The sequence below is a fragment of the Geobacillus sp. FSL K6-3411 genome (assembly GCF_037965715.1).
Taxonomy (GTDB): Bacteria; Bacillota; Bacilli; order Bacillales; family Anoxybacillaceae; genus Geobacillus; species Geobacillus thermodenitrificans.
The window spans coordinates 1,693,845-1,713,970 of the sequence record NZ_CP150187.1; the positions used below are offsets into that span (position 1 = coordinate 1,693,845).

Here is a 20,126-nt window from a genome sequence, read left to right on the forward strand (position 1 = left end):
TTCTTCAGGCGGAAGCAAAAAGGAGGGGAAACATGCAGCTGTTGTTTAAGAAGCGCGGAGCCATGCTGATTTTGATGTTCAATTTATTGCTGATTTTCATTGGCATCGGTTTGATTATCCCGATCATGCCGACGTTTATCGAGCAATTGGGCATCTCAGGAGGAACGGTTGGACTGCTTGTGGCCGTTTTCTCTTTAACACAATTTCTTTTTTCACCGGTAGCCGGCAGAATGGCAGATGCGGTCGGCCGAAAAAAATTGATCGTCTCAGGAATGCTGCTGTTTGCCTTTTCTGAGTGGCAGTTTGGCTATGCCGATCATGTTTTCGAGATGTTTTTTTCGCGGGTCATCGGCGGGATAAGCGCCGCCCTCACCATGCCAGCAGTGATGGCTTATGCTGCGGACATAACGACGAATGAAGAACGGGCGGCAGGCATTGGGTATATTAACGCAGCGATTACGATGGGATTTATGATTGGCCCAGGTATTGGCGGATACATGGCAGAATGGGGCATCCGCGTTCCGTTCAATTGTGCGGCGGCCGTTGGAGTGATGGCCGCTGTCATTACGGCGCTGTTTCTCCCGGAATCGCATTCATCTGCTTCCACGGGCACGGTTCAAAAGGATCACGTGCCGTTTTTTGTGCAGCTTGCCCAAGTTCATCGGCAACCGTATTTTTTCAGTTTGTTGATCATTTTTGCGCTGTCGTTTGGTCTTGCCAATTTTGAAACGATTTTCAGCTTGTTTGTCGATCATCGATTTGGCTTCTCACCGAAAGAAATCGCTTTGATCATTACAATTGGCTCGATTGGCGGCCCGCTCGTTCAGTTGACGACATTCGGCTGGTTGTTAGGCCACTTTGGTGAACAGCGCGTCGTTTCAGCTTGTTTGTTACTATCCGCCTTATTCATCGTGTTGACGTTGTTGGCTTCGACATGGACGATGCTTTTAGTGGCAACGGTGTTAGTATTTTTGGCAATTGATATTTTGCGTCCGGCGGTCAGCACGCAGATGTCTAAAATCGATGAGACCCAACAAGGCTATATCGCCGGCTTGAACTCCGCGTTTACAAGCCTTGGAAATATTATTGGTCCAGCTGTTGCGGGCGTTTTGTTTGATGTAGATATTCGTTTTCCTTATATTCTCGCAAGCGTTGTGCTTTTTCTATGCTTTGTGCTCTCATTACGGCAGGAAAAAGCGGTGCTCCACAAGGCCAGCAGCGATGCGTTGCGCATGACGAGAAAATGAAGAGAGACGCCAATAAAACAAGGAAGGATGATCGTGTGGAAAGTTGGCAGGCCAAAATATTTGGTGCTCCATCAACGAGGAAGTGGCAAAATCATCTGTCTTTTGCCTGTCGCCGTTGATTGTTGGTGGTTTTTTAGGTAGTAAAGGTAGGGACGCTCCATTTGCCTTAGCGGCAGATGGAGCGTAAGTGATACTCGATGATTTCTTCCATTTGTGAAGGAGATAGCTTGTCAGGTTGCATGATGCCGTGCATGGCCAAACCGTCAACCAAAGCGTATAGGCGCTCTGTTTCCAACTCAATCGACACGTCGGGTCTTAACAACCCGAGATTACGTAACAGTTCAAGCAACCTCTTTATTGCCGTTTGCAACTCGTTATAGATTTGCTCGCTCAGCGGTTGAAGTTCGGAATCCCAAAGCGCCCTTTGTGTAAAAACAAGCCACACCTCCATTTCTTTTTTCGTTTCATCGGTTAACGGCAAAATTTCAAGGAGACAACGTTTGATTCCTTCAAGAGGCGGAGTGGAGCGAGGGATGGCTTCAATCCGTTTCCGCACCCGTTCGGAGACAAGCTTCATCGAAAAGGCTAACAACTCCGATTGGGAAGAAAAGTAATAGCGTAGCGCCCCTGCAGACATCCCTGCCTCTTTAGCGATATTTCGTACGGTTGCTTTTTCGATACCGTCCCGCATGATCACGGCCCATGTCGCTTCTGCGATTCGTTCCCTCTGCTTTTCATGATCCACGATTTTAGGCATGTATCTAGTGTAACACAGTTGTTTTTTTGATACAATTGTGTTACTATTTTTTTGATACAATTGTATTAAAAAGGGGCGGCTGATATGATTGGGTGGTTGATTGTCGCGTGTGAAGTGCTGTTTTGGGTATTCGTCGTATCCGGATTGTTTACGCGTTATGTGTTAAAATGGAAAATGATCAGTGTATGTCTTTTTTCATGCACCATTTTGGCAGATCTTATTTTACTCGTAGTGTCGGTCGTAGACTTAGCACACGGCCAGACAGCGAAGTTATCCCATGCGTTGGCAGCTGTTTATATCAGTGTGTCCGTTGTGTATGGACGTCGTATGATTCAATGGGCGGACAATCAGTTTGCTCACCTTTTTTTGAAAATGCCTAAGCCGAAAAAAGCCCCGCTCTTTGGAAAGGAGCATGCAAAGCAAGAACGAGAAGGATGGTATCGCCATTTAGGGGCTTGGGCGATCGGTCAAGCGATTTTGTGGGGGATGGTTTGGTTTGCTGATGATGTGTCAAAAGCACAACAGCTGCTCGTGATGGCGGGCCGTTGGACGTTGGTGTTGGTGATTGATTTTGTATGGAGTTTCAGCTATACATTATGGCCTCGAAAAGAACCAAAGGCGACATTAGAAAAACCAAGCGATTGATAGGAAGGGAGAGAAACAACATGAATCCCATCGAACAGTTTGGACAGTGGATTCGAGAGGCTAACACGATCGCCGTCTTGACTGGAGCGGGGATGAGCACGGAGTCCGGCATCCCTGATTTCCGTAGCGAAAACGGCATTTACGCTCAAGAGGAACGTGTGGAATATTATTTGTCTGAGCATTATTATCAAAAAAATCCGGTTGATTTTTGGCGGCGGTTCAAGCGGATGTTTTCATTGAAACTGATGGGAGACTTTGCACCGAACGCCGGGCATCGGTTTCTTCGTTGGCTGGAGGATATTGGGAAAACAGTGGTGATTTTGACGCAAAATATCGATGGGCTGCACACAAAAGCAGGAAACACGAACGTCATTGAGCTGCACGGTACGTTGCAGACAGCGACGTGCCCATCGTGCGGCAAAACGTATGACTTGGCGTTTGTCAACCGCACCGATGTGCCGTGCTGCGGTGAGTGTGGGACGATTTTGAAACCGGATGTTGTTTTGTTTGGCGGACTCGTTCCCCATATCGAAGAAGCGTTTGCTAGGGCGGCGGAGAGCGACTTGTTGTTGGCTATGGGGACGAGTTTAGAGGTGGCGCCTGTGAATCAAATTCCGTTTTACGTTGCTGCTGAATCTCCGGCAACACGGAAAGTGTTAATTAACAAAACGGCGACAAGGATGGACGGAATGTTTGATCTTATCATTTATGGTGGAATCGGTGAAACGGTTGCCGCTGTACGAGAGCGACTCGAGCAAAAATAAATAAGGAGTAGAGCTGAAAACAGAAATGATTGGAAAAGGAAAGGACGATCATGGAGAAGCTACAATCGGTCTTGGGGCGATGGAATACTGCCAGCCAACGTCCCCAAAGACGCTTGTATCGTCGCTGATATGGAAAAGGCGGTCGGTTACCTTGCCAGTAAATCAGTATGGAACGCGGTGTTGGGCCATATCGTTCAAACGGCTGAACATCCTTGATTCGCAGCACTGGCACCAACAGGAGAACGTACTCAACGTTTTCCTGTTGGACAAAAGCATAAAAAAGTATTGTACTTTTCAGAACATTCGAATATAATGAAGGTAACATACCAACCGGTTGGTATTTATGGGAGTGGGAAGTCGCTTCAAAGTGTAATGAAAACGGGGGGAACCATTATGTACTTGCGCTTAACGGATGAGCAACGCATGGTCCAAAAGGCCATTCGCAAGTTTGTTGAAAAAGAGTTGATGCCGCTAGAAAATGAAGTATTGCGCAACGAGCGGGAAGGGAAGCCCGGGCTTACGCCGGAGAAATTAAAAGAGCTGCAATTAAAGGCGAAAGAGGCGGGTTTTTGGGGGATTAATACGCCAGAGGAGTACGGTGGCGCGAATCTTGGCCATGTCATGCAGGCGATTGTGCTCATGGAAGTGGCAAAAACGCTCGTTCCCTTCCAGTTTGGCGGGTCGGCGGATAACATTTTGTATTACGCCAACGAAGAACAAAAGAAAAAATATTTAATCCCAACGATCAACGGTGAGAAAAAATCGTGCTTTGCCATGACCGAGCCGGGGGCAGGGTCTGATACGCGCAACATTAAAATGACAGCGGTCAAAGACGGGGACGAATGGGTGCTCAACGGGGAAAAAACGTTCATCACTGGGGGCAATGACGCCGATTTCGTTATGGTCATTGCCATTACCGACAAAGAGCGGCATCAAGCGACAAACGGCCGTGAAGGGGTGACGTGCTTTATCGTCGACCGCGACATGGGCTGGCGCTCCGAGCCGATACATACAATGGGGCCGTCAACACCGGCTAGCTTAATTTTTGAAAACGTGCGCGTGCCGGAAGAAAACATTTTAGGTGAGCTGCACTACGGCTACAAGCTCGGTCTTGAGTGGATCGGCTATGCGCGATGGGTCGTCGGCGCACGCGCGGTCGGAACGGCCGAGCGGCTGTTGCAAATGGCGATCGATTATGCGAAAGAGCGTGTCACATTCGGCAAGCCGATCGCCGAACGGCAAGCGATCCAATGGATGATCGCCGATTCAGCAGTGGAAATTGAAGCAGCGAAATGGCTCGTCTTAAACGCAGCGTTTACGCTTGATGAAGGGGAGGACAACCGTCATTTGGCTTCGATGGCGAAACTGTTTGGTGCGAACATGGGCAACCGTGTGGTTGACCGGGTGATGCAAATTCACGGGGGCATGGGCTATACGAAAGAGATGCCGATTGAGCGTTGGTACCGCGAGGCGAGATTGTGGCGCATTTACGATGGCACCGATGAAATTCAACGTCTTATTATTGCCCGCAACTTAATTAAAGGACACGTCAAGCTTGGGCAGTTTCTCTAACAAAATGAAAGCGTTACTAAAAGGGGAGGAGAAAAACATGAGTCAACGGTTTGCAGGAAGAGTGGCGTTTGTGACAGGAGGAAGCCGCGGCATCGGAAAGGCCGTTGTTACCCGCTTTGCCGAAGAAGGAGCTAAGGTGGCGTTCATCGACCTAAACGCGGAGGCGCTTGAAGCAACGGCAGCTGAGTTGCGGGAAAAAGGATACGATGTTTACGCCAAAGTGGCGAGCGTCACTGACCGCGAACAAGTGGAAACGACGATTCAAGAAGTGGTTGAACGATTCGGATCGCTTGATATTTTGGTTAACAATGCCGGCGTCATTCGTGACAACTTGCTGTTTAAAATGACGGACGACGATTGGCAAACGGTCATGGACGTCCATTTGAAAGGGGCATTTTACTGTGCCCGCGCCGCGCAAAAATATATGGTCGAAAAAGGATATGGCCGCATCATCAACGTTTCGTCGACATCAGCGCTCGGCAACCGCGGCCAAGCGAACTATTCGGCAGCGAAAGCCGGCATTCAAGGGTTTACGAAAACATTGGCGATTGAGCTTGGCAAGTTCGGCATTACGACAAACGCTGTCGCGCCGGGATTTATTGAGACGGATATGACGAAAGCGACTGCCGAACGGCTCGGCATCTCGTTTGAGCAACTCATTCAGGCCAGCGTCGCCAACATCCCGGTCGGACGCAGCGGCCGCCCGGAAGATATCGCCAATGCGGTCGCATTTTTCGCTGATGAAAAATCATCGTTTGTCAACGGTCAAGTGCTGTACGTTGCCGGCGGTCCGAAATGCTGAAAAATGAGGAGGGCGAGTGATGTACCAAGACGATATTGGCAAACGGTCAGAGAAAGTAAAAAATGTCGTTGAGCGCGGAGCGGTGAAAAAATTCGCTGAAGCGATCGGCGACTTGAATCCGATTTATTGGGATGAAGAGACGGGAAAACGGTCGCGCTATGGGCGCAACATCGCACCGCCGACGTTTCCGCGCGTGTTTGACTACGGTGTGATTGAAGGGCTGAAATTACCGCCCAAAGGACTGATCCACGGCGAGCAGCGTTTCCGTTATGAGCGCCCGCTGTTTGTCGGTGAAGAGCTGTACTGCTATGCAGAGGTAAAAGACTATTATGAAAAACAAAGCAGCATGGGTCAGCTCGGCTTTTTAATCATCGCCAACAACGGCGAAGACACGAACGGGAATCTTCTATTCACTTCCACCTCGACGATTATTATCAACGAGGCGGTTAGAAAGGCGATGAGCGTATGACAACGATTCGCGAATGGCAAGTGGGACAGTCGCTTCCCGAGGTGACGCTTTCACCCGTATCCCGGCTTGACTTAATCAAATATGCCGGAGCATCGGGTGACTACAATCCGATTCATACGATCGATGAAGAGGCAAAAAAGGCCGGCTTGCCGGGGATTATCGCCCACGGCATGTGGACGATGGGCAACTTGGCGAAACTGTTTACGCCGTATTACGAGGAAGGGTTTGTTCAAGATTATTTCGTTCGCTTTCAATCAATGGTGTTTTTAAACGATATCATTACGTTAAAAGCAACGGTCAAAGAAAAGGATGACAAGACGATTCGGTTTGCCGTTGCCGCTGTCAATCAGCACGGGAAGGAAGTCGTCAAAGGCGAAGCCGTTTTTTCGCTGTATGAGTGAGGGGGCGCCGGGCACCGCTCCCTTTCCGCATACAGCACAAACGGGGGCTCGTCTCTCTCTGTTTAAACGCCGAGTCGATTCGGAGCCGTCTAAAAAAGTGAGGGGGGAATCGCGATGAAACGAGATGCCGTCATTGTGTCGGCTGTAAGAACGGCCATCGCCCGCCAAGGGGGCGCCTTGGCGACGCTGCCAGCGCACGTTTACGGTGCGGAAGTCATCAAAGAAGCGATGCGGCGGGCGAACATCGGCCCGGAACTTGTCGCTGATGTCATCATGGGCAATGTCTTAAGCGGCGGTGGCAACATTGCCCGGCTGACGGCGTTGCAGACGGGGCTGTCGCTTGAGCTGACCGGGCTGACCGTCGACCGCCAATGCGGTTCAGGCATTAATGCCGTCAATTTAGCGGCGCAAGCCATTTGGGCAGGCGACGGGGACGTCTATATCGCTGGAGGGGTGGAAAGCATGAGCCGCGCGCCGTATTTGATGGACCGCCCGGAAAAGCCGTACAGTTCGACGCCGCCAAGCTTCCGTAAATCGCAGTTGTCGCCGAAAGAGATTGGCGACCCGCCGATGGGCATCACGGCAGAAAATTTAGTGAAAAAATACGGCATCAGTCGTGAAGAACAAGATGCCTTTGCCCTGCGCAGCCAGCAGCGCATGGCGCGTGCTATGCAAGAAGGGCGGTTTGACGAACAAATTGTGCCGATTACCGTTCCGGTGAAAAAAGGGGAGCCGTTTGTCTTCGATACGGATGAACACCCGCGTCCGAACACGACGATGGAAGCACTCGCGAAACTGCCGCCGGCGTTTTTGGAAGGCGGAACAGTGACGGCAGGGAATAGTTCGGGACTCAATGACGCCGCTGCTGCACTCGTCGTCATGTCGCGGGAAAAAGCGGAACAGCTCGGCTTAACACCGCTTGCCGTCGTCCGCGCCTATGCGGTCGCCGGAGTCGACCCGAACATTATGGGCATCGGTCCGGTACCAGCGACAAGAAAGGTGCTTGAAAAGGTTGGACTGACGCTTGATGAGATGGATATCATCGAAATTAATGAAGCGTTTGCCGCTCAGGTGATCGCCTGTGACCGCGAGCTTGAGATGAATCCGGAAAAAGTAAATGTCAACGGCGGCGCCATCGCCCACGGCCATCCGCTTGGTGCGACGGGTGCAATTTTGATTACGAAAGCCGTGTATGAACTAAAGCGTCGCGGTGGGACATACGCCCTCATTACGGCGTGCATCGGCGGCGGCCAAGGGATCGCGACGATCATTGAACGAGCCTGAACACATGGAGACAATGGATATGAAAGAAAAACTGATGGAAGCCAGCATAGAGCTATTTGACCGCAAAGGGTTCAAAGAAACGTCTGTACAGGAAATCGTCGAAGCGGTCGGGGCAACAAAAGGGGCGTTCTATTACTATTACAGAAGCAAAGAAGAACTGTTGCGCGATATATGCATCTCCTATATCGAAGATTTGCTTGACCAGCAGAGTCGCCTGCTGCAGGAACCCGAGAAGAGCTGTACAGAAAAACTGCATGCGATCGTCTATATGGTGATTCGCAACATTCGCACACGGAAGAAAAGCGCCCGCATTTTCTTTCGCGAGATGCGGCATTTGGCTGATGAACATTTGAAGGAAATCCGCGAGAAGCGGCGGGCGTTCCGCAAGCAGTATGAACAGCTCATCCAGGAAGGGGTCGCCCGCGGCGAATTTAAGCCGTCGCTTCATGCAGAAATGATCACGTTCGGCCTGCTTGGCATCACGAATTGGAGCTACTACTGGTTTCAACCGGACGGGAGCGTTTCCGAAGAGGAGTTAACCGACATTTATGTCGACTTAATTTTAAACGGCATTCGAGGGCAGGAACGGCCAAAACGATAGGTTCTATCGAACTGTTCAAGTTGTTCACCTGTTTTCGGTGCAAGAGATAAGGGGGGGATCGGGGTGGAATTGTTTATCCAGCAGCTCATAAACGGGCTGACTGTTGGAAGCGTTTACAGTCTTGTCGCCTTAGGCTTAACGCTCGTCTACGGCATTTTGCATATTCCAAACTTTGCCCACGGCGCGCTTTATATGATGGGAGGGTATGTTACGCTCACCGCGATGAGCCAAGCCGGGCTGCCGTATGGGCTTGCCATTGTTGTGTCGATGGTCGTAGTCGGGCTGCTCGGTGTCTTGATGGAACGATTGGTGTTTTATCCACTCCGTGATGCGCCGCCGCTTCACGATAAGATTGCGGCGATCGGTATTTTGTTGTTTTTGGAAGCATTTGCCCAATTCGTCTGGGGGGCGGACTATCAAACGATGCCGACGCCATATGGGAATGTTGTCACTGTTTTCGGCTTGACACTCACTGTTCAACGCATCCTCATCATCGCATCCACTGTTGTCATCATGATGCTGCTCTACCTCTTCCTGAAAAAGACATTCATCGGTGCTTCGATCATTGCGATGGCGCAAAACCGCGAAGGAGCGAACTTAGTCGGCATTAACACAAACAAAGTCGCCATGATGACGTTCCTTCTTTCCGGCGGTTTGGCAGCACTCGCCGCTTCGCTCGCTTCGCCGATCAACCTCGTGTTTCCCGGTATGGGTCATCTCGTCATCTTGAAAGCGTTTGTCATCATCATTCTCGGCGGCATGGGAAGCATCCCCGGCGCGATTGTCGGCGGCTATATTTTAGGGTTTAGTGAAAGCTTAGGGGCAACATACGTGTCGAACGACTATAAAGACATTATTGCTTTCGCCATTCTTGTCATCATTTTAACGGTCAAACCGAACGGACTATTTGCCAAGGAGGGACATTGATGGCCGTTTTCGAAAAACGACACCTATGGCTCGCTGTTCTTGCGGTGTTGGCACTTGCCCTCCCGTTGCTTGTGGCCAACGGCTATTACTTGCACATGATGACGATGTCCTTTATTTGGATGATCGCCGTTTACGGGTTGAACTTATTTGCTGGCTACACCGGGTATTTGTCGCTTGCCCACGCTGGATTTTTTGCCGTTGGCGCCTATACGCTTGGCATTTTGACCGTGAAGGTCGGACTGCCGTTTTGGGGGGCGTTCGCGCTCTCATGTGCATTCACATCGCTGCTTGGCCTTGCCATCGGACTGGTCGCCTTGCGGACGAAAGAGCACTTTTTCGCCATTTATACACTATGTGTCGGATATATCATTTATTTAGTGATTGATAAATGGGACAGCCTAACCGGCGGAGTGCGTGGATTCATCGGCATTCCGGCGCCAAGCGACATCGGACCGCTGTCGTTTCAGACACCGGTTGCCCAATATTATTTAGTTTTGTTTTTCTTGTTCGCCGTCATATTTGTGATGTACCGGCTCGTCTATTCGCTGACTGGAAGGACGTATATCGCGATTCGCAACAGCGAGGAGCTCGCATTGACGCTTGGCATCTCAACGATGAAAAACAAGCTCGCCTCATTCGTTTTGTCGGTCTTTTTCACTTCGCTTGCTGGGGCGCTGTATGCATCATTCATCCGTTTTCTTGGACCGGATATCGCGTATGTCACTGTCATGTTTGACTTTTTAACGTACTTGCTTGTCGGCGGTATCGGTACGCTGGCCGGACCGGTTGTCGGCACGCTGTTGATCACGTTTTTATCGCAGCAGTTGCAATTTTTGCAAGACTATCGAATGCTCATTTTTGGCCCGGTGTTGACACTTTTAATCATCTTTTATCCGCACGGCATTGCTGGCGGCTTCATCCGTTATCAAGCGAAGCGTGCAGAGGCGCGGCGCCTTGAACGGGAGGCCAACCAGACCGCTGCTGAACTAGCTGCCTCGCGCCAAGGACGAGACGGTCGGTACGTCAAGGAGGGATAAACATGTTTTTGCACGTCGAACGGTTGACGAAACGATTCGGTGGGTTGTTGGCGGTCAATGACGTCACATTTTCCGTCGAACAAGGGAAAATCAACGCCATCATCGGCCCGAACGGTGCCGGTAAATCGACGTTCTTCAATTTGATTAGCGGCTTGCACCGGCCGACATCCGGGACGATTACGTTTAAAGGACGCGACATTACCCGCCTGCCGGCGAATGAGCGGGCGAAACTCGGCATCGCCCGCACGTTTCAAACGACCCATTTGTTTGAACAGTCGACGGTGATGGACAACGTCATCATCGGCCATCGGCTTCGCACCGAATCGAATTTGTTTGACGCCATTTTGCGTACAAAACGACATCGCCGCGAGGAGCAGGCGTGTAAAGAAAAAGCGATGGAAGTGCTCGATTTCGTTGGGCTCACCGGTGTGGCGGATCGGCTCGTTGCGAATTTGTCGCAAGAACAGAAGAAGCGAGTGGCGTTTGCGCTCGCCTTGGCGACCGACCCAGAGCTTGTCTTGCTTGACGAACCGGCTGCCGGCGTCAACCCAGACGAAACAGAAGGATTGGAAGAGCTGATCGTCAAAATGGTCGAGGGCGGCCTGACGGTTTGTCTTATTGAACATAAAATGTCGATGATTATGAAAATCGCTGACCGCATTATGGTGCTGAATTACGGCGAAAAAATTGCCGAAGGGACGCCGGAAGAAGTGCAAAATAACGAGGCGGTCATTCAAGCGTATTTAGGGGGGAGCACCGTTGCTTGAAGTGACAAACGTGTCTGTCCGCTACGGCAGCTTCACGGCGATTCGCGATGTGACGTTTTCCGTTAGGTCGGGGGAAATCGCGGTGTTGCTTGGCGCCAACGGAGCTGGGAAAAGCACGCTGTTTCGCACAATTAGCGGATTGCATAAACCAGCGCAAGGCGAAATTCGCCTTGACGGAGAGCGCATCGACTCACTGCCGCCTGATCGGATCGTTCAGCGCGGTGTCGTGCAATGCGCCGAGGGGCGCAAACTGTTTGCCCGCATGAGTGTATACGAAAATTTGCTGATGGGTGCGTACGTTCATCGAAAAGATAAAGAAGGCATCCGCCGTTCAATCGAACATGTATATGAGCTGTTTCCGATTTTGCATGAAAAGCGAAATGAGACGGCTGGATCGCTTAGCGGCGGCCAGCAGCAAATGCTCGCTATCGGCCGCGCCTTAATGTCGCGTCCTGCGGTGCTCTTGCTTGACGAGCCGTCGATCGGGCTTGCCCCCCTCATCGTTGAACAAATGTTTGCAACGATTAAACAAATTAACGAAGAAGGGACGACGATTTTGCTCGCTGAACAAAATGCTCATGCGGCACTATCCATTGCTCATCGAGGCTATGTATTTGAAAACGGAACGATCGTCGCATCAGGAACAGCAGAGGAACTACTCGCCAATGACGATGTCCGCAAAGCGTACATCGGAACATGACATGTCACTGCTAGGACATTTCTACAGACGTTTATGGACGAGTTTCAGTCCGTCATGAACGCCAAAAGATGCTAATCCATCAACGATGAAAGGAGGTGAGCAACGAGTACTACCTTCATTCATCTGAATATTCGGTATAAAAATGGGGGGAGCAGAATGAAAAAAAGAAAATGGCCGATCGCCGCTATGATGACAGCGGTCATGGCGTTGATGCTTGCGGGGTGCAACAGCTCGACGACGAACAATCATGCCGACAGCGGCAACAATGACGACGGGAAGAACGTCGTCAATATTGGTTACAGCGGCCCGTTAAGCGGACCAGCTGCCTACTACGGGGAGCGGACATTAAACGGCGTGAAAATGGCAGCGGAAGAAATCAATAAGAACGGCGGGTTTGAAGTGAATGGAAAAACTTATCAAATTAATGTTGTATCATTAGACGACAAATATTTGCCGAACGAAACAGCGGCAAATGCAAAACGGCTTGTCCAAGAACATCATACGCCAATCATCTTCACTCCGCACAGCGGCGGCGTCATGGCGATGCAAGTGTTCAACCAAACGGACAATTTCATTATCGCGGCCTATACAAGCGAGCCGAAAATTACAGAAACAGGGAACAAGATGACGATACGTATTCCGCCGCGGTATGATGGGTACATTCCAACATTTACCGACTATGTGATAAAGCGATTTGGCAAAAAGCTGGCTGCTTTGCCGACGGCGACGCAATATGGGAAAGATTGGACGGAACAACTGTTACCATATTGGGAAAAACAAGGCGGAGAAGTTGTTTACAACACATCCATTGACTTCACCAAAGACACCGATTTCTTCACGATCATCACGAACGCATTGAAAGAAAAGCCGGACGTCTTATTTATCGGTGGACCGTCGGAACCGACGGCGAAAGTGGTGAAACAGGCGCGTGAGCTCGGTTTTAAAGGCGGTTTTATTGTCATGGACCAAGCGAAGTTAGATGAAATGAAGCGGACCATCGGATCTTACGAGATGCTTGAGGGAGCGATCGGCGTCATGCCGCTTGTTGAGTCGAAAGAGGCGGGAGCCCCGCAATTTGCGGAAAACTATCGAGCGAAATACAATGCCGAACCGAGTTCGGAATCTGCCTATAACTACTTGGCTCTTTACGCCTTTGTCGAAGCGATGAAAGCAGCTGGCACGGTTGATGATCCGGTTGCTATCCGCGAACATATGAACGAAGGGTTGAAAAACATCCCGGAAGACAAGCAAGTGTATATCGTCCCGAGTGTTGGTGAGGACGGCGGATTTGAATCGAAAATTACCGTTGGAGCGGTGGAAAAAGGCAAAGTGGTGCCGATTGAACTGAAGAAATAAGCAAACCAACACACGCGGAAAACGGGATGATTTTTCCTGTGTTGCGAGGCGAGCGATGACCTGATCGCCCCATCTTTTCCAATCGATTTGGAGCAAACATAACGTGATTCCATTCATGATAGCCGGCAAACGATCATCCAAGCGCGTCCACCTTCTTGCGTGGACGCTTTTTTTACGGTTTGTTGCCGCAAAAGTGGCAAAATAATCATTCCGATATTAAGTAAAACTATGTTCTAAATAATCAACATAAAAACAACAAAATCCAAAATTATAATAGAGAAGAGGTGGAATCGATGCAAGAAACAGCCATCGGCCTTGTTGTTCCATTCTTTTTTGACATCATTGGCGAGGTCGAGGTGCTGTTCTTGTCAGCTCCGTTTCCGAACCGGTGAGCGTTGCTCGGCTTTGCTATCATTGTCACCGGAATTTGTCGGCATAGCTTTGAGTGAGTAAGAAGAGTGGAACAACCGGCGCCGCTCATTCCAACCGTTCAGCACTTCGGTTAGATAGGGGGAGAGCCATGAGAATCATCGTGTATGTACTGCTCGCCTGTCAGGCGGCCGTCATCTACTATTGGATCAGCGATTGGCGCCAGCTTGTTACCCCAGTTGGCCTCTTCATATGGGGTGGCACAATCGCTGTCAGCCTTGCCGTTCTTCGTATGGGGAGATCCATATCGCCAAGATGGCGAGGCATGCTGAAAATGACGACAGCAGGAGTCAGCTTGCTTGCCGTTGTTTCCCTACTCATTGAATGGGCCACTCGTTCGATGCCATAGTCAAAATAGATGTTGAGGCCCGCAAAGTTGGTAAACACCTTCTTTGCGGGCCTATGAAGAATGCACCATTTAACAGGGCGGGCACTCTATATGCTGTGCCAAACGAGACGAGCTGCTAACGGCTTTGATGGACAGAATCGAACATCCCCGGTGCCAAACGGCGGCCAACAGCATACATGATCGGCGCGCCGATTGCCATGACGACAAACTCGCCGATGGCTGTCGTCAGCCATGTGAGCCAAAATGGGAAGCCGAGCGCCAGTTTCAGTTCGAGGGCGATGATGCCCATGGTGACAGTAAACGACAACGTATTGATCGCCATACGAGCCCAAACGTTCTCAATATAGCGCATAGAAACAATTGTGATGAGAAGCGCCAACACCGATTGGCCGACGCCAAATACAAGATCATACGCAACGATCGGTGAGAAAAATAAATTGGCGAAAAAGACGCCAAGCACGATGCCGATGGCGTATGTTTTGCGAAATACGACTAAGTGGTTTAATAGTTCTGATGCGCGAAACTGAATGTTCGTAAAGCCAAACGGCTGGATGAGCATCGTCACCGCGATATACACAGCGGCGATTAACCCGTTTGTTGCCAGCATTCGAACGTTCATGATGTTCTCTCTCCTCTTGTCAATGATGATATGATTGTAGCATGACCATCTCACAAACGGAAGGGCCGAGATAGATGGCTATTGAGGTCAACCAGCAAACAGGCAAGCTCGGCTCCGTCTGTGAGGTCGGAATCACGCCGCTGCCTCGGTTTGACGTCGTTTGGCGGACTGATGGCTCACCTTGGCTATTTTTCGGAATGGCCGGTGTGGGCAGTTGTTCTCGTTTCCCTCGTTGGCGTTGACTTCGCCTTTTGTTCGGTTGATATTTGATGTCTAACGGGCGGGCGTTCGGGGGTGTTCCCCCATCCGTCTAGGGACAGACGATCTTCTTGTTAACACAGACATATGTAAGTAGATGTTAAGGTCGATCAACAGCAAGGCGAGCCATGTGCCGACGGCCAAATGGATGATCGCCCAGGAAAGACGAATTTCTGTCGCAACGGTGATCACTCCGATCACTACTTGCAGCAGTCCGACTGCTGCAGCCAAAAGGAGTCGTCGCTCTAGCGGGCGCCCCCAGCGGCGCTTGTGCGCAACAAAAGCCGTCCAAATGGTATACAACACCGTCGCAGCAGCGGCGGTTCGATGGGCGGTTTGCCACATTTGGGCTTCATTGGACGGCCATAGTTGTTCTCCGCATGTCAGCCATCCGCATGACAGACCGTAATGTTGATGTTTCACATAGGCGCCAAGCAGCAACGTAGCTGCCAACAAAACGAAAAGAAGATGGATATGCCGTTTCGCCTCTATTCCAATAGATGTCCGCTTGACTGGTTGGTGCAGGTGTGGAGAATGATGAGCGCGCCGCCAAATCCAAAGGAGACAGCCTAAAAAGAGAAACGCGATGAAGAAATGAGTCGTGACGACGATAGGCGGGAGGTCAAACCAAACGACGAAAGCCCCTAGTATAATTTGGATGGCAAGCAAAACCGCAGCGGCCGCTGAAACAAAACGATCCGTTCCACTTCGGGAAGAGCGCCATAAGCGAAGGCAAAGCATCACCGTCAACAGCGTGAGCAAAGCGCCGATCAATCGATGGGCGTACTCGATCAGCGTCGCTCCTTTTAACACCGGGATGAGCACCCCGTTGCAAAGCGGCCAGTCGGGGCCACACCCCATTCCTGAATTCGAGGACGCTACATACCCGCCAAATACAATGAGAAAGTACGTCGTACATAGGGTCCAAAAAGCCAACGATTTCATCTCCATTCCCCCCTAACACCATTTCTCCCATTATAGCAAGTCCGCTGTCACATAACTGTGTACTCTATCACATCAGACAAAAAAATCCAAATTGTGAGAAAAATTGTCTGTTTTGTGATGAAGTTAACTGTGAGAAAACGCTACCATGCCCTATAGTGAAACTATCTTGACGAGGGAAAAGGGGGAATGGATAGCCATGTACCAACAAGCAGCGTGGGTCATCTCCGTTGTTTTCATCTTGTTTGTCATTTTCGTTTTTTTATACGTCGTCGCTCATTCCGGCCAGCGCTCCGAATATGAGCCAATTCAGAAAAAAGGCTATCGGATCCGGAATGTATGGTTTTTGGTCGTCATTGCGGCCATGGGTCTAGCGACGTTTTATACGCTGCGCGATTTGCCGTTTGAAAGGCCAGCGCATGCTGCCGATCCGACCGTTGTTCAAGTGGAAGCGCGGCAATTTGGTTTTGTATTAAGCCGAAATGAATTTCGTGTCGGTGAGCCGATCGCCTTTCAAGTGACGAGCGTAGATGTCAATCACGGAGTCGGCATTTATGATGAAAACATGGAACTGTTGGCCCAGACGCAAGCCATGCCGAAGTATACCAATACGATGTATTACACGTTTGAGAAGCCGGGGACGTATCAAGTACTTTGTTTAGAATATTGTGGCATCGGCCACCATGTGATGACGGCGACCATTACCGTCGTGCCGTCCCAAGAAGGGGAGGGGAAATAATGGAAGCGAACGTTCGGAAGATGACCGCCTTGTACATGTTCGTCAGCGGTATTGCGATTTTGCTTATGATGGTGCTTGGGCTGTTGATGTTGTTGGCACAAGGAAAGATGATTCCGCTTGGACAAGATACATTTTATGAAATGATGACCGCGCATGGCACGTTTATGGTTGGAGCGGCTGCGTTTGCTGCGTCGACGGTTATGTGGTACTTTTTGCGCCAGTACGTCCGTTTATCGTTTCCGATTTTTGTGACCCATTTCGTGTTGTTTTTAACGGGGGCGGTGATGACAGCCATCAGTATTTTTGTCTTCCGTTTCGCTGGAGCATGGACGTTTTTGTACCCGTTGCCGGCGATGTCAGCCGGCATGTGGGGGAAAACAGGAGCGAGCCTGTACTTGATTGGCATGTTGCTGATTGGTGTCAGCTTTTTGCTTCTTTATCTTGATACGTCGCGAGCCATTATTCGCGAATACGGAAGCCTTGGTCACGGCCTTGGATGGCCGCAAATTCTCGGAAAAGTGAAAGGTTACGGTCCGCCGCCTACGGTAGTGGCGAGCACGATGGTTTCGATTGTCAATCTCGTTTCTTTAACGGTCGGGGCGAGCGTCCTAGTCATGAGCTTAATCAATTTGTTTCAACCATCGATTGAAATGGATCCGTTGCTGGCGAAAAACTTGATTTACGCCTTCGGACATATTTTCGCCAACTCGGTCATTTACATGGGAGTAATCGCTGTATATGAAATTTTGCCAAAATATACAAATCGTCCATGGAAATCATACAAAATTTTCCTTATTGCGTGGAACATGTCGACGTTGTTTACGATTATCGTTTATCCGCACCATTTATTGATGGACTTTGTCATGCCGAAATGGATGTTGATTATCGGACAAGTATTTTCCTATTTGAATGGCTTGCCGGTTTTGGTCGTGACCGCCTTTGGCGCGTTAATGATCGTCTATCGTTCCGGCATTGAATGGGATAGGGCGTCAAGCTTCATCTTCCTTTCAATGTTCGGTTGGGTTGCGGGCGTTATACCGGCGATTGCGGATGCGACCATCGTCATCAACCATGTGATGCACAACACGAAATGGGTGCCAGGACATTTCCATATGTATATGGGAGTCGGCGCGGTTTCTATGTTATTCGGTTTTATGTATTATTTCATTCGCGGAAATGAGCGAAAAATCGGCTATGCGGATATGGTCAGCTTCTGGGTGTATACGGTTTTCTTCCTCAGTTTATGCGGCACGTTCTTGCTTTCCGGTAAAGTGAGTGCACCGCGGCGGTGGGCTGTGCATTTTCCGGAATGGGTCCCGTATGACCGCATGGGAGCAGTGTTTGCCGTTGTCATTATCGCCGCGGTCACGGTGTTCCTTTACCGCTTTTTCGTTTCCGTGATCATCGTTCAGGCAAAGCAAAATATTGAGGTGGGGCCGCGTGCGTAACACCATAGCAATTGTCCTCACCCTTGTTTTTGGGTTTGGACTTCTATGGCACGGGACGGACGGGTTTCGCGCGTTTACGAGCGAAACCGCCCGTCGTCTTGCTATCTTGCAAGAGCCAAAACTGCTTCCGGCCGTTCAGTTGGAGGATCAAAACGGTCATACGTTTTCTTGGCAAGATCAGCGCGGCCAATGGGTTTTAGCCACTTTTATATATACAAGGTGCAGCGATGTGTGCCCGGTTGTTGAGATGAACTTGCGCCGCATTTATGATGCCATTCGCCAGTCTCCGCATAGTCATCGTCTTTCGTTTTTAAGTATTAGTTTCGACAGCCAAAACGATACCCCGGAGATGTTGATGCATCACGCCCATCATTATGGGGCAGATGGCGTCACTTGGCGTATGGCTCGTGTACCAAACGAGCGGGAACTTCAACGGCTATTAAACATGATGGGAGTCATTGTGATCCCCGATGGAAAAGGCGGGTATGAACATAACGCGGCGTTTTATTTGCTCGACAAAAAAAGGCGGCTCGTCCGCATTTTTGATTACAACAATCCGCAAGCGGTCATCGCTGAACTGAATCACCTGCTGGCCAAAGAGGCGTCCTCTAAGGTGGTGAAAAAGTGAGTGGAAAACGATATGCAGTTGGCGGGGCTTTCTTCATGGCGATACTCGTGCTGCCGCCGGTGTTGCGTTGGATGGAATCATCAATGATTGGCGTCATGCTCGGGCAAATTCCCGTGCTGGTGGTAGCCGGCTGGCTGTTTGGTTTCGCGTTGCCCCGCCGTTTCATCGAATGGCTCAACTGTTGGAACGAAAACGGCTTGCCTGGATTACTGTTGGCCATCAGCGTCCTCACTTTTTGGCTATTGCCGCGTTCGGTAGATGCTTCGTTGAACGAACCGTTGCTACGGCTTGCCAAATGGATGATGTTGCCGCTACTTGTAGGGATGCCGCTATCGTTAAGCTGGAAACGGCTTCACCCGATCGCCCGCGGCATCGTTCATACGAACGCGATTTCGATGCTCGTTGTCATGGGCTGGTTGTATTTATCTGTGCCAGTACGTGTGTGCAACAGCTACTTGCTCAGCCAACAAAATGCACTCGGCCGCATGATGATCGCGTTAGCCATCGTGCTCGCTGCTTTTTGGTCGCTGCGCCTGTTCGTTGCTACAACGCCAAATGAACCAACGACTCGCTAAGATAAATGAATCATTCCCTTTTGTTGGTGAACTCAGATTGACAGACATGCAGACGGATCTTTGTCATGAAGATTCGTCTGTTTTTTGTATCCTCTCCTTTTCGTTTGGGCGAAAAGAAGGATTTTTCATCGCCATGTCAAATACTTTTACCGATATTGGGGAAATGCGCTTGCTTCCGCTGCATGAACGCTAGATTTGGTTGGCAAGAAGGGGCATTCAAGTTAGATGATGCGGGTAAAAGAAGCGACAGTCCGTGCTTCTTTAAGCCGAGGTGGACGTTTGTCGAAGAAGGATAGCGAAAAGGGGAGGATAAAAGACAGATGAAGTGGCTATGGATGCTGATGGCTCTAGCGGCCGGGATGGCCGTCTCCATACAGGCAGGGGTGAACGGCGGCCTTGGCAGGCGGGTCGGGGTGTTGGAAGGGTCGTTCGTTTCATTTTTCATCGGAACGATCGTTTTATTTTTAGTGCAATTGTTTTTCGGAAAAGGCGAGTTGCTGGCCATGTTTTCTGTGCCGAAATGGCAGCTGCTGGGCGGCATTCTCGGCGCCTTTTACGTATTTGTCATCGTGCTGATCGTTCCGAAAGTCGGCGTGGCCAATTCGTTGATTGCCGTGATCGCCGGACAGCTTGTGATGAGTTCGATGATTGACCATTTTGGTTTGTTCGGCGGACAGCGCATTCCGTTTGATCTGACGCGCCTAGCCGCCCTAGGCTTTCTATTTTTGGCACTTTGGCTTTTTTTCCGTAAATGAACATAAGTGGCCCAGTTTCGTTTAGTTTTCATGGATTCGCTCATACTAACAAAGG

Annotated in this window: 25 protein-coding genes; 22 read left to right on the forward strand and 3 right to left on the reverse strand. The window is 50.2% G+C overall.

All coding sequences use genetic code 11. The annotated features are described in order from the left end of the window. Positions 1-32 precede the first annotated feature (32 nt). A complete protein-coding gene (locus NSQ22_RS08610; RefSeq protein ID WP_011887359.1) occupies positions 33-1,247 on the forward strand; it encodes an MFS transporter in 1,215 nt (404 codons plus the stop codon). 166 nt (positions 1,248-1,413) lie between these two features. Here NSQ22_RS08610 and NSQ22_RS08615 read toward each other — a convergent pair whose 3' ends face one another. Beyond that, a complete protein-coding gene (locus tag NSQ22_RS08615) occupies positions 1,414-2,004 on the reverse strand; it encodes a TetR/AcrR family transcriptional regulator (RefSeq protein ID WP_011887360.1) in 591 nt (196 codons plus the stop codon). A gap of 84 nt (positions 2,005-2,088) precedes the next feature. Between NSQ22_RS08615 and NSQ22_RS08620 the strand changes: the two genes are divergently transcribed. The 14 genes from NSQ22_RS08620 (at position 2,089) to NSQ22_RS08685 (ending at position 14,107) form a co-directional block, all read left to right on the forward strand. Then, complete coding sequence (locus tag NSQ22_RS08620) at positions 2,089-2,649, forward strand: hypothetical protein (protein WP_008879206.1); 561 nt, start codon at positions 2,089-2,091, stop codon at positions 2,647-2,649. 20 nt (positions 2,650-2,669) lie between these two features. After that, positions 2,670-3,413, forward strand: coding sequence for an NAD-dependent protein deacylase (locus NSQ22_RS08625; RefSeq protein ID WP_029760802.1), 744 nt, complete (start codon positions 2,670-2,672; stop codon positions 3,411-3,413). 393 nt (positions 3,414-3,806) lie between these two features. Beyond that, positions 3,807-4,985 carry an acyl-CoA dehydrogenase family protein gene (locus tag NSQ22_RS08630; protein WP_008879204.1) on the forward strand — a complete coding sequence of 393 codons (1,179 nt, stop codon included), beginning with the start codon at positions 3,807-3,809 and terminating at the stop codon, positions 4,983-4,985. 37 nt (positions 4,986-5,022) lie between these two features. Next, positions 5,023-5,787: a 3-oxoacyl-ACP reductase FabG gene (gene fabG / locus NSQ22_RS08635; protein WP_008879203.1), complete on the forward strand. Its 765-nt coding sequence runs from the start codon at positions 5,023-5,025 to the stop codon at positions 5,785-5,787. Between the two features lie 19 nt (positions 5,788-5,806). Continuing rightward, positions 5,807-6,256, forward strand: coding sequence for a MaoC family dehydratase N-terminal domain-containing protein (locus NSQ22_RS08640; RefSeq protein WP_029760800.1), 450 nt, complete (start codon positions 5,807-5,809; stop codon positions 6,254-6,256). Continuing rightward, the gene (locus NSQ22_RS08645; protein ID WP_008879201.1) at positions 6,253-6,657 is read left to right on the forward strand and encodes a MaoC family dehydratase; all 405 of its coding nucleotides are present in this window, start codon (positions 6,253-6,255) and stop codon (positions 6,655-6,657) included. Before NSQ22_RS08640 ends, NSQ22_RS08645 begins: the two co-directional genes overlap by 4 nt. 114 nt (positions 6,658-6,771) lie before the next feature. Further along, complete coding sequence (locus NSQ22_RS08650; RefSeq protein ID WP_008879200.1) at positions 6,772-7,941, forward strand: thiolase family protein; 1,170 nt, start codon at positions 6,772-6,774, stop codon at positions 7,939-7,941. A 19-nt stretch (positions 7,942-7,960) separates the two neighbouring features. Continuing rightward, on the forward strand, positions 7,961-8,542 hold the full coding sequence (locus NSQ22_RS08655; protein ID WP_011887364.1) for a TetR/AcrR family transcriptional regulator: 582 nt from the start codon (positions 7,961-7,963) through the stop codon (positions 8,540-8,542). Positions 8,543-8,605: 63 nt separating this feature from the next. Further along, positions 8,606-9,469 carry a branched-chain amino acid ABC transporter permease gene (locus tag NSQ22_RS08660; protein WP_008879197.1) on the forward strand — a complete coding sequence of 288 codons (864 nt, stop codon included), beginning with the start codon at positions 8,606-8,608 and terminating at the stop codon, positions 9,467-9,469. After that, positions 9,469-10,506: a branched-chain amino acid ABC transporter permease gene (locus NSQ22_RS08665; protein ID WP_008879196.1), complete on the forward strand. Its 1,038-nt coding sequence runs from the start codon at positions 9,469-9,471 to the stop codon at positions 10,504-10,506. The genes NSQ22_RS08660 and NSQ22_RS08665 overlap by 1 nt, the downstream gene beginning before the upstream one ends. 2 nt (positions 10,507-10,508) lie before the next feature. Beyond that, entirely contained in the window at positions 10,509-11,273 is a 765-nt protein-coding gene (locus tag NSQ22_RS08670; protein ID WP_008879195.1) for an ABC transporter ATP-binding protein, read from the forward strand. Then, complete coding sequence (locus NSQ22_RS08675; RefSeq protein WP_108437803.1) at positions 11,266-11,973, forward strand: ABC transporter ATP-binding protein; 708 nt, start codon at positions 11,266-11,268, stop codon at positions 11,971-11,973. The genes NSQ22_RS08670 and NSQ22_RS08675 overlap by 8 nt, the downstream gene beginning before the upstream one ends. A 156-nt stretch (positions 11,974-12,129) precedes the next feature. Next, entirely contained in the window at positions 12,130-13,329 is a 1,200-nt protein-coding gene (locus NSQ22_RS08680; RefSeq protein ID WP_008879193.1) for an ABC transporter substrate-binding protein, read from the forward strand. Between the two features lie 520 nt (positions 13,330-13,849). Further along, positions 13,850-14,107 (forward strand): hypothetical protein, encoded by a 258-nt coding sequence (locus NSQ22_RS08685; protein WP_008879191.1) that lies wholly within the window; start codon positions 13,850-13,852, stop codon positions 14,105-14,107. Positions 14,108-14,222: 115 nt separating this feature from the next. Here NSQ22_RS08685 and NSQ22_RS08690 read toward each other — a convergent pair whose 3' ends face one another. Beyond that, the gene (locus NSQ22_RS08690; RefSeq protein ID WP_008879190.1) at positions 14,223-14,726 is read right to left on the reverse strand and encodes a QueT transporter family protein; all 504 of its coding nucleotides are present in this window, start codon (positions 14,724-14,726) and stop codon (positions 14,223-14,225) included. Between the two features lie 120 nt (positions 14,727-14,846). On the opposite strand from NSQ22_RS08690, the gene NSQ22_RS08695 reads away from it, so the two are divergent. Then, positions 14,847-14,996 (forward strand): hypothetical protein, encoded by a 150-nt coding sequence (locus tag NSQ22_RS08695; RefSeq protein WP_155121001.1) that lies wholly within the window; start codon positions 14,847-14,849, stop codon positions 14,994-14,996. 3 nt (positions 14,997-14,999) lie between these two features. On the opposite strand, the gene NSQ22_RS08700 is transcribed toward NSQ22_RS08695, so the two are convergent. Next, the gene (locus tag NSQ22_RS08700; protein WP_008879189.1) at positions 15,000-15,929 is read right to left on the reverse strand and encodes a COX15/CtaA family protein; all 930 of its coding nucleotides are present in this window, start codon (positions 15,927-15,929) and stop codon (positions 15,000-15,002) included. Positions 15,930-16,125: 196 nt separating this feature from the next. Between NSQ22_RS08700 and NSQ22_RS08705 the strand changes: the two genes are divergently transcribed. The 6 genes from NSQ22_RS08705 to NSQ22_RS08730 all read left to right on the forward strand — a co-directional run bounded on the left by NSQ22_RS08705 (position 16,126) and on the right by NSQ22_RS08730 (position 20,071). Then, positions 16,126-16,665, forward strand: coding sequence for a cytochrome-c oxidase (locus tag NSQ22_RS08705; protein WP_008879188.1), 540 nt, complete (start codon positions 16,126-16,128; stop codon positions 16,663-16,665). Then, entirely contained in the window at positions 16,665-18,113 is a 1,449-nt protein-coding gene (locus NSQ22_RS08710; protein WP_339264525.1) for a cbb3-type cytochrome c oxidase subunit I, read from the forward strand. The genes NSQ22_RS08705 and NSQ22_RS08710 overlap by 1 nt, the downstream gene beginning before the upstream one ends. Continuing rightward, positions 18,106-18,741: an SCO family protein gene (locus NSQ22_RS08715; RefSeq protein WP_008879186.1), complete on the forward strand. Its 636-nt coding sequence runs from the start codon at positions 18,106-18,108 to the stop codon at positions 18,739-18,741. Before NSQ22_RS08710 ends, NSQ22_RS08715 begins: the two co-directional genes overlap by 8 nt. After that, positions 18,738-19,316: a hypothetical protein gene (locus NSQ22_RS08720; protein ID WP_008879185.1), complete on the forward strand. Its 579-nt coding sequence runs from the start codon at positions 18,738-18,740 to the stop codon at positions 19,314-19,316. The genes NSQ22_RS08715 and NSQ22_RS08720 overlap by 4 nt, the downstream gene beginning before the upstream one ends. Continuing rightward, on the forward strand, positions 19,297-19,509 hold the full coding sequence (locus NSQ22_RS08725; protein ID WP_190300637.1) for a hypothetical protein: 213 nt from the start codon (positions 19,297-19,299) through the stop codon (positions 19,507-19,509). The genes NSQ22_RS08720 and NSQ22_RS08725 overlap by 20 nt, the downstream gene beginning before the upstream one ends. A gap of 127 nt (positions 19,510-19,636) precedes the next feature. Continuing rightward, complete coding sequence (locus NSQ22_RS08730) at positions 19,637-20,071, forward strand: DMT family transporter (RefSeq protein WP_008879184.1); 435 nt, start codon at positions 19,637-19,639, stop codon at positions 20,069-20,071. Positions 20,072-20,126: the final 55 nt, after the last annotated feature.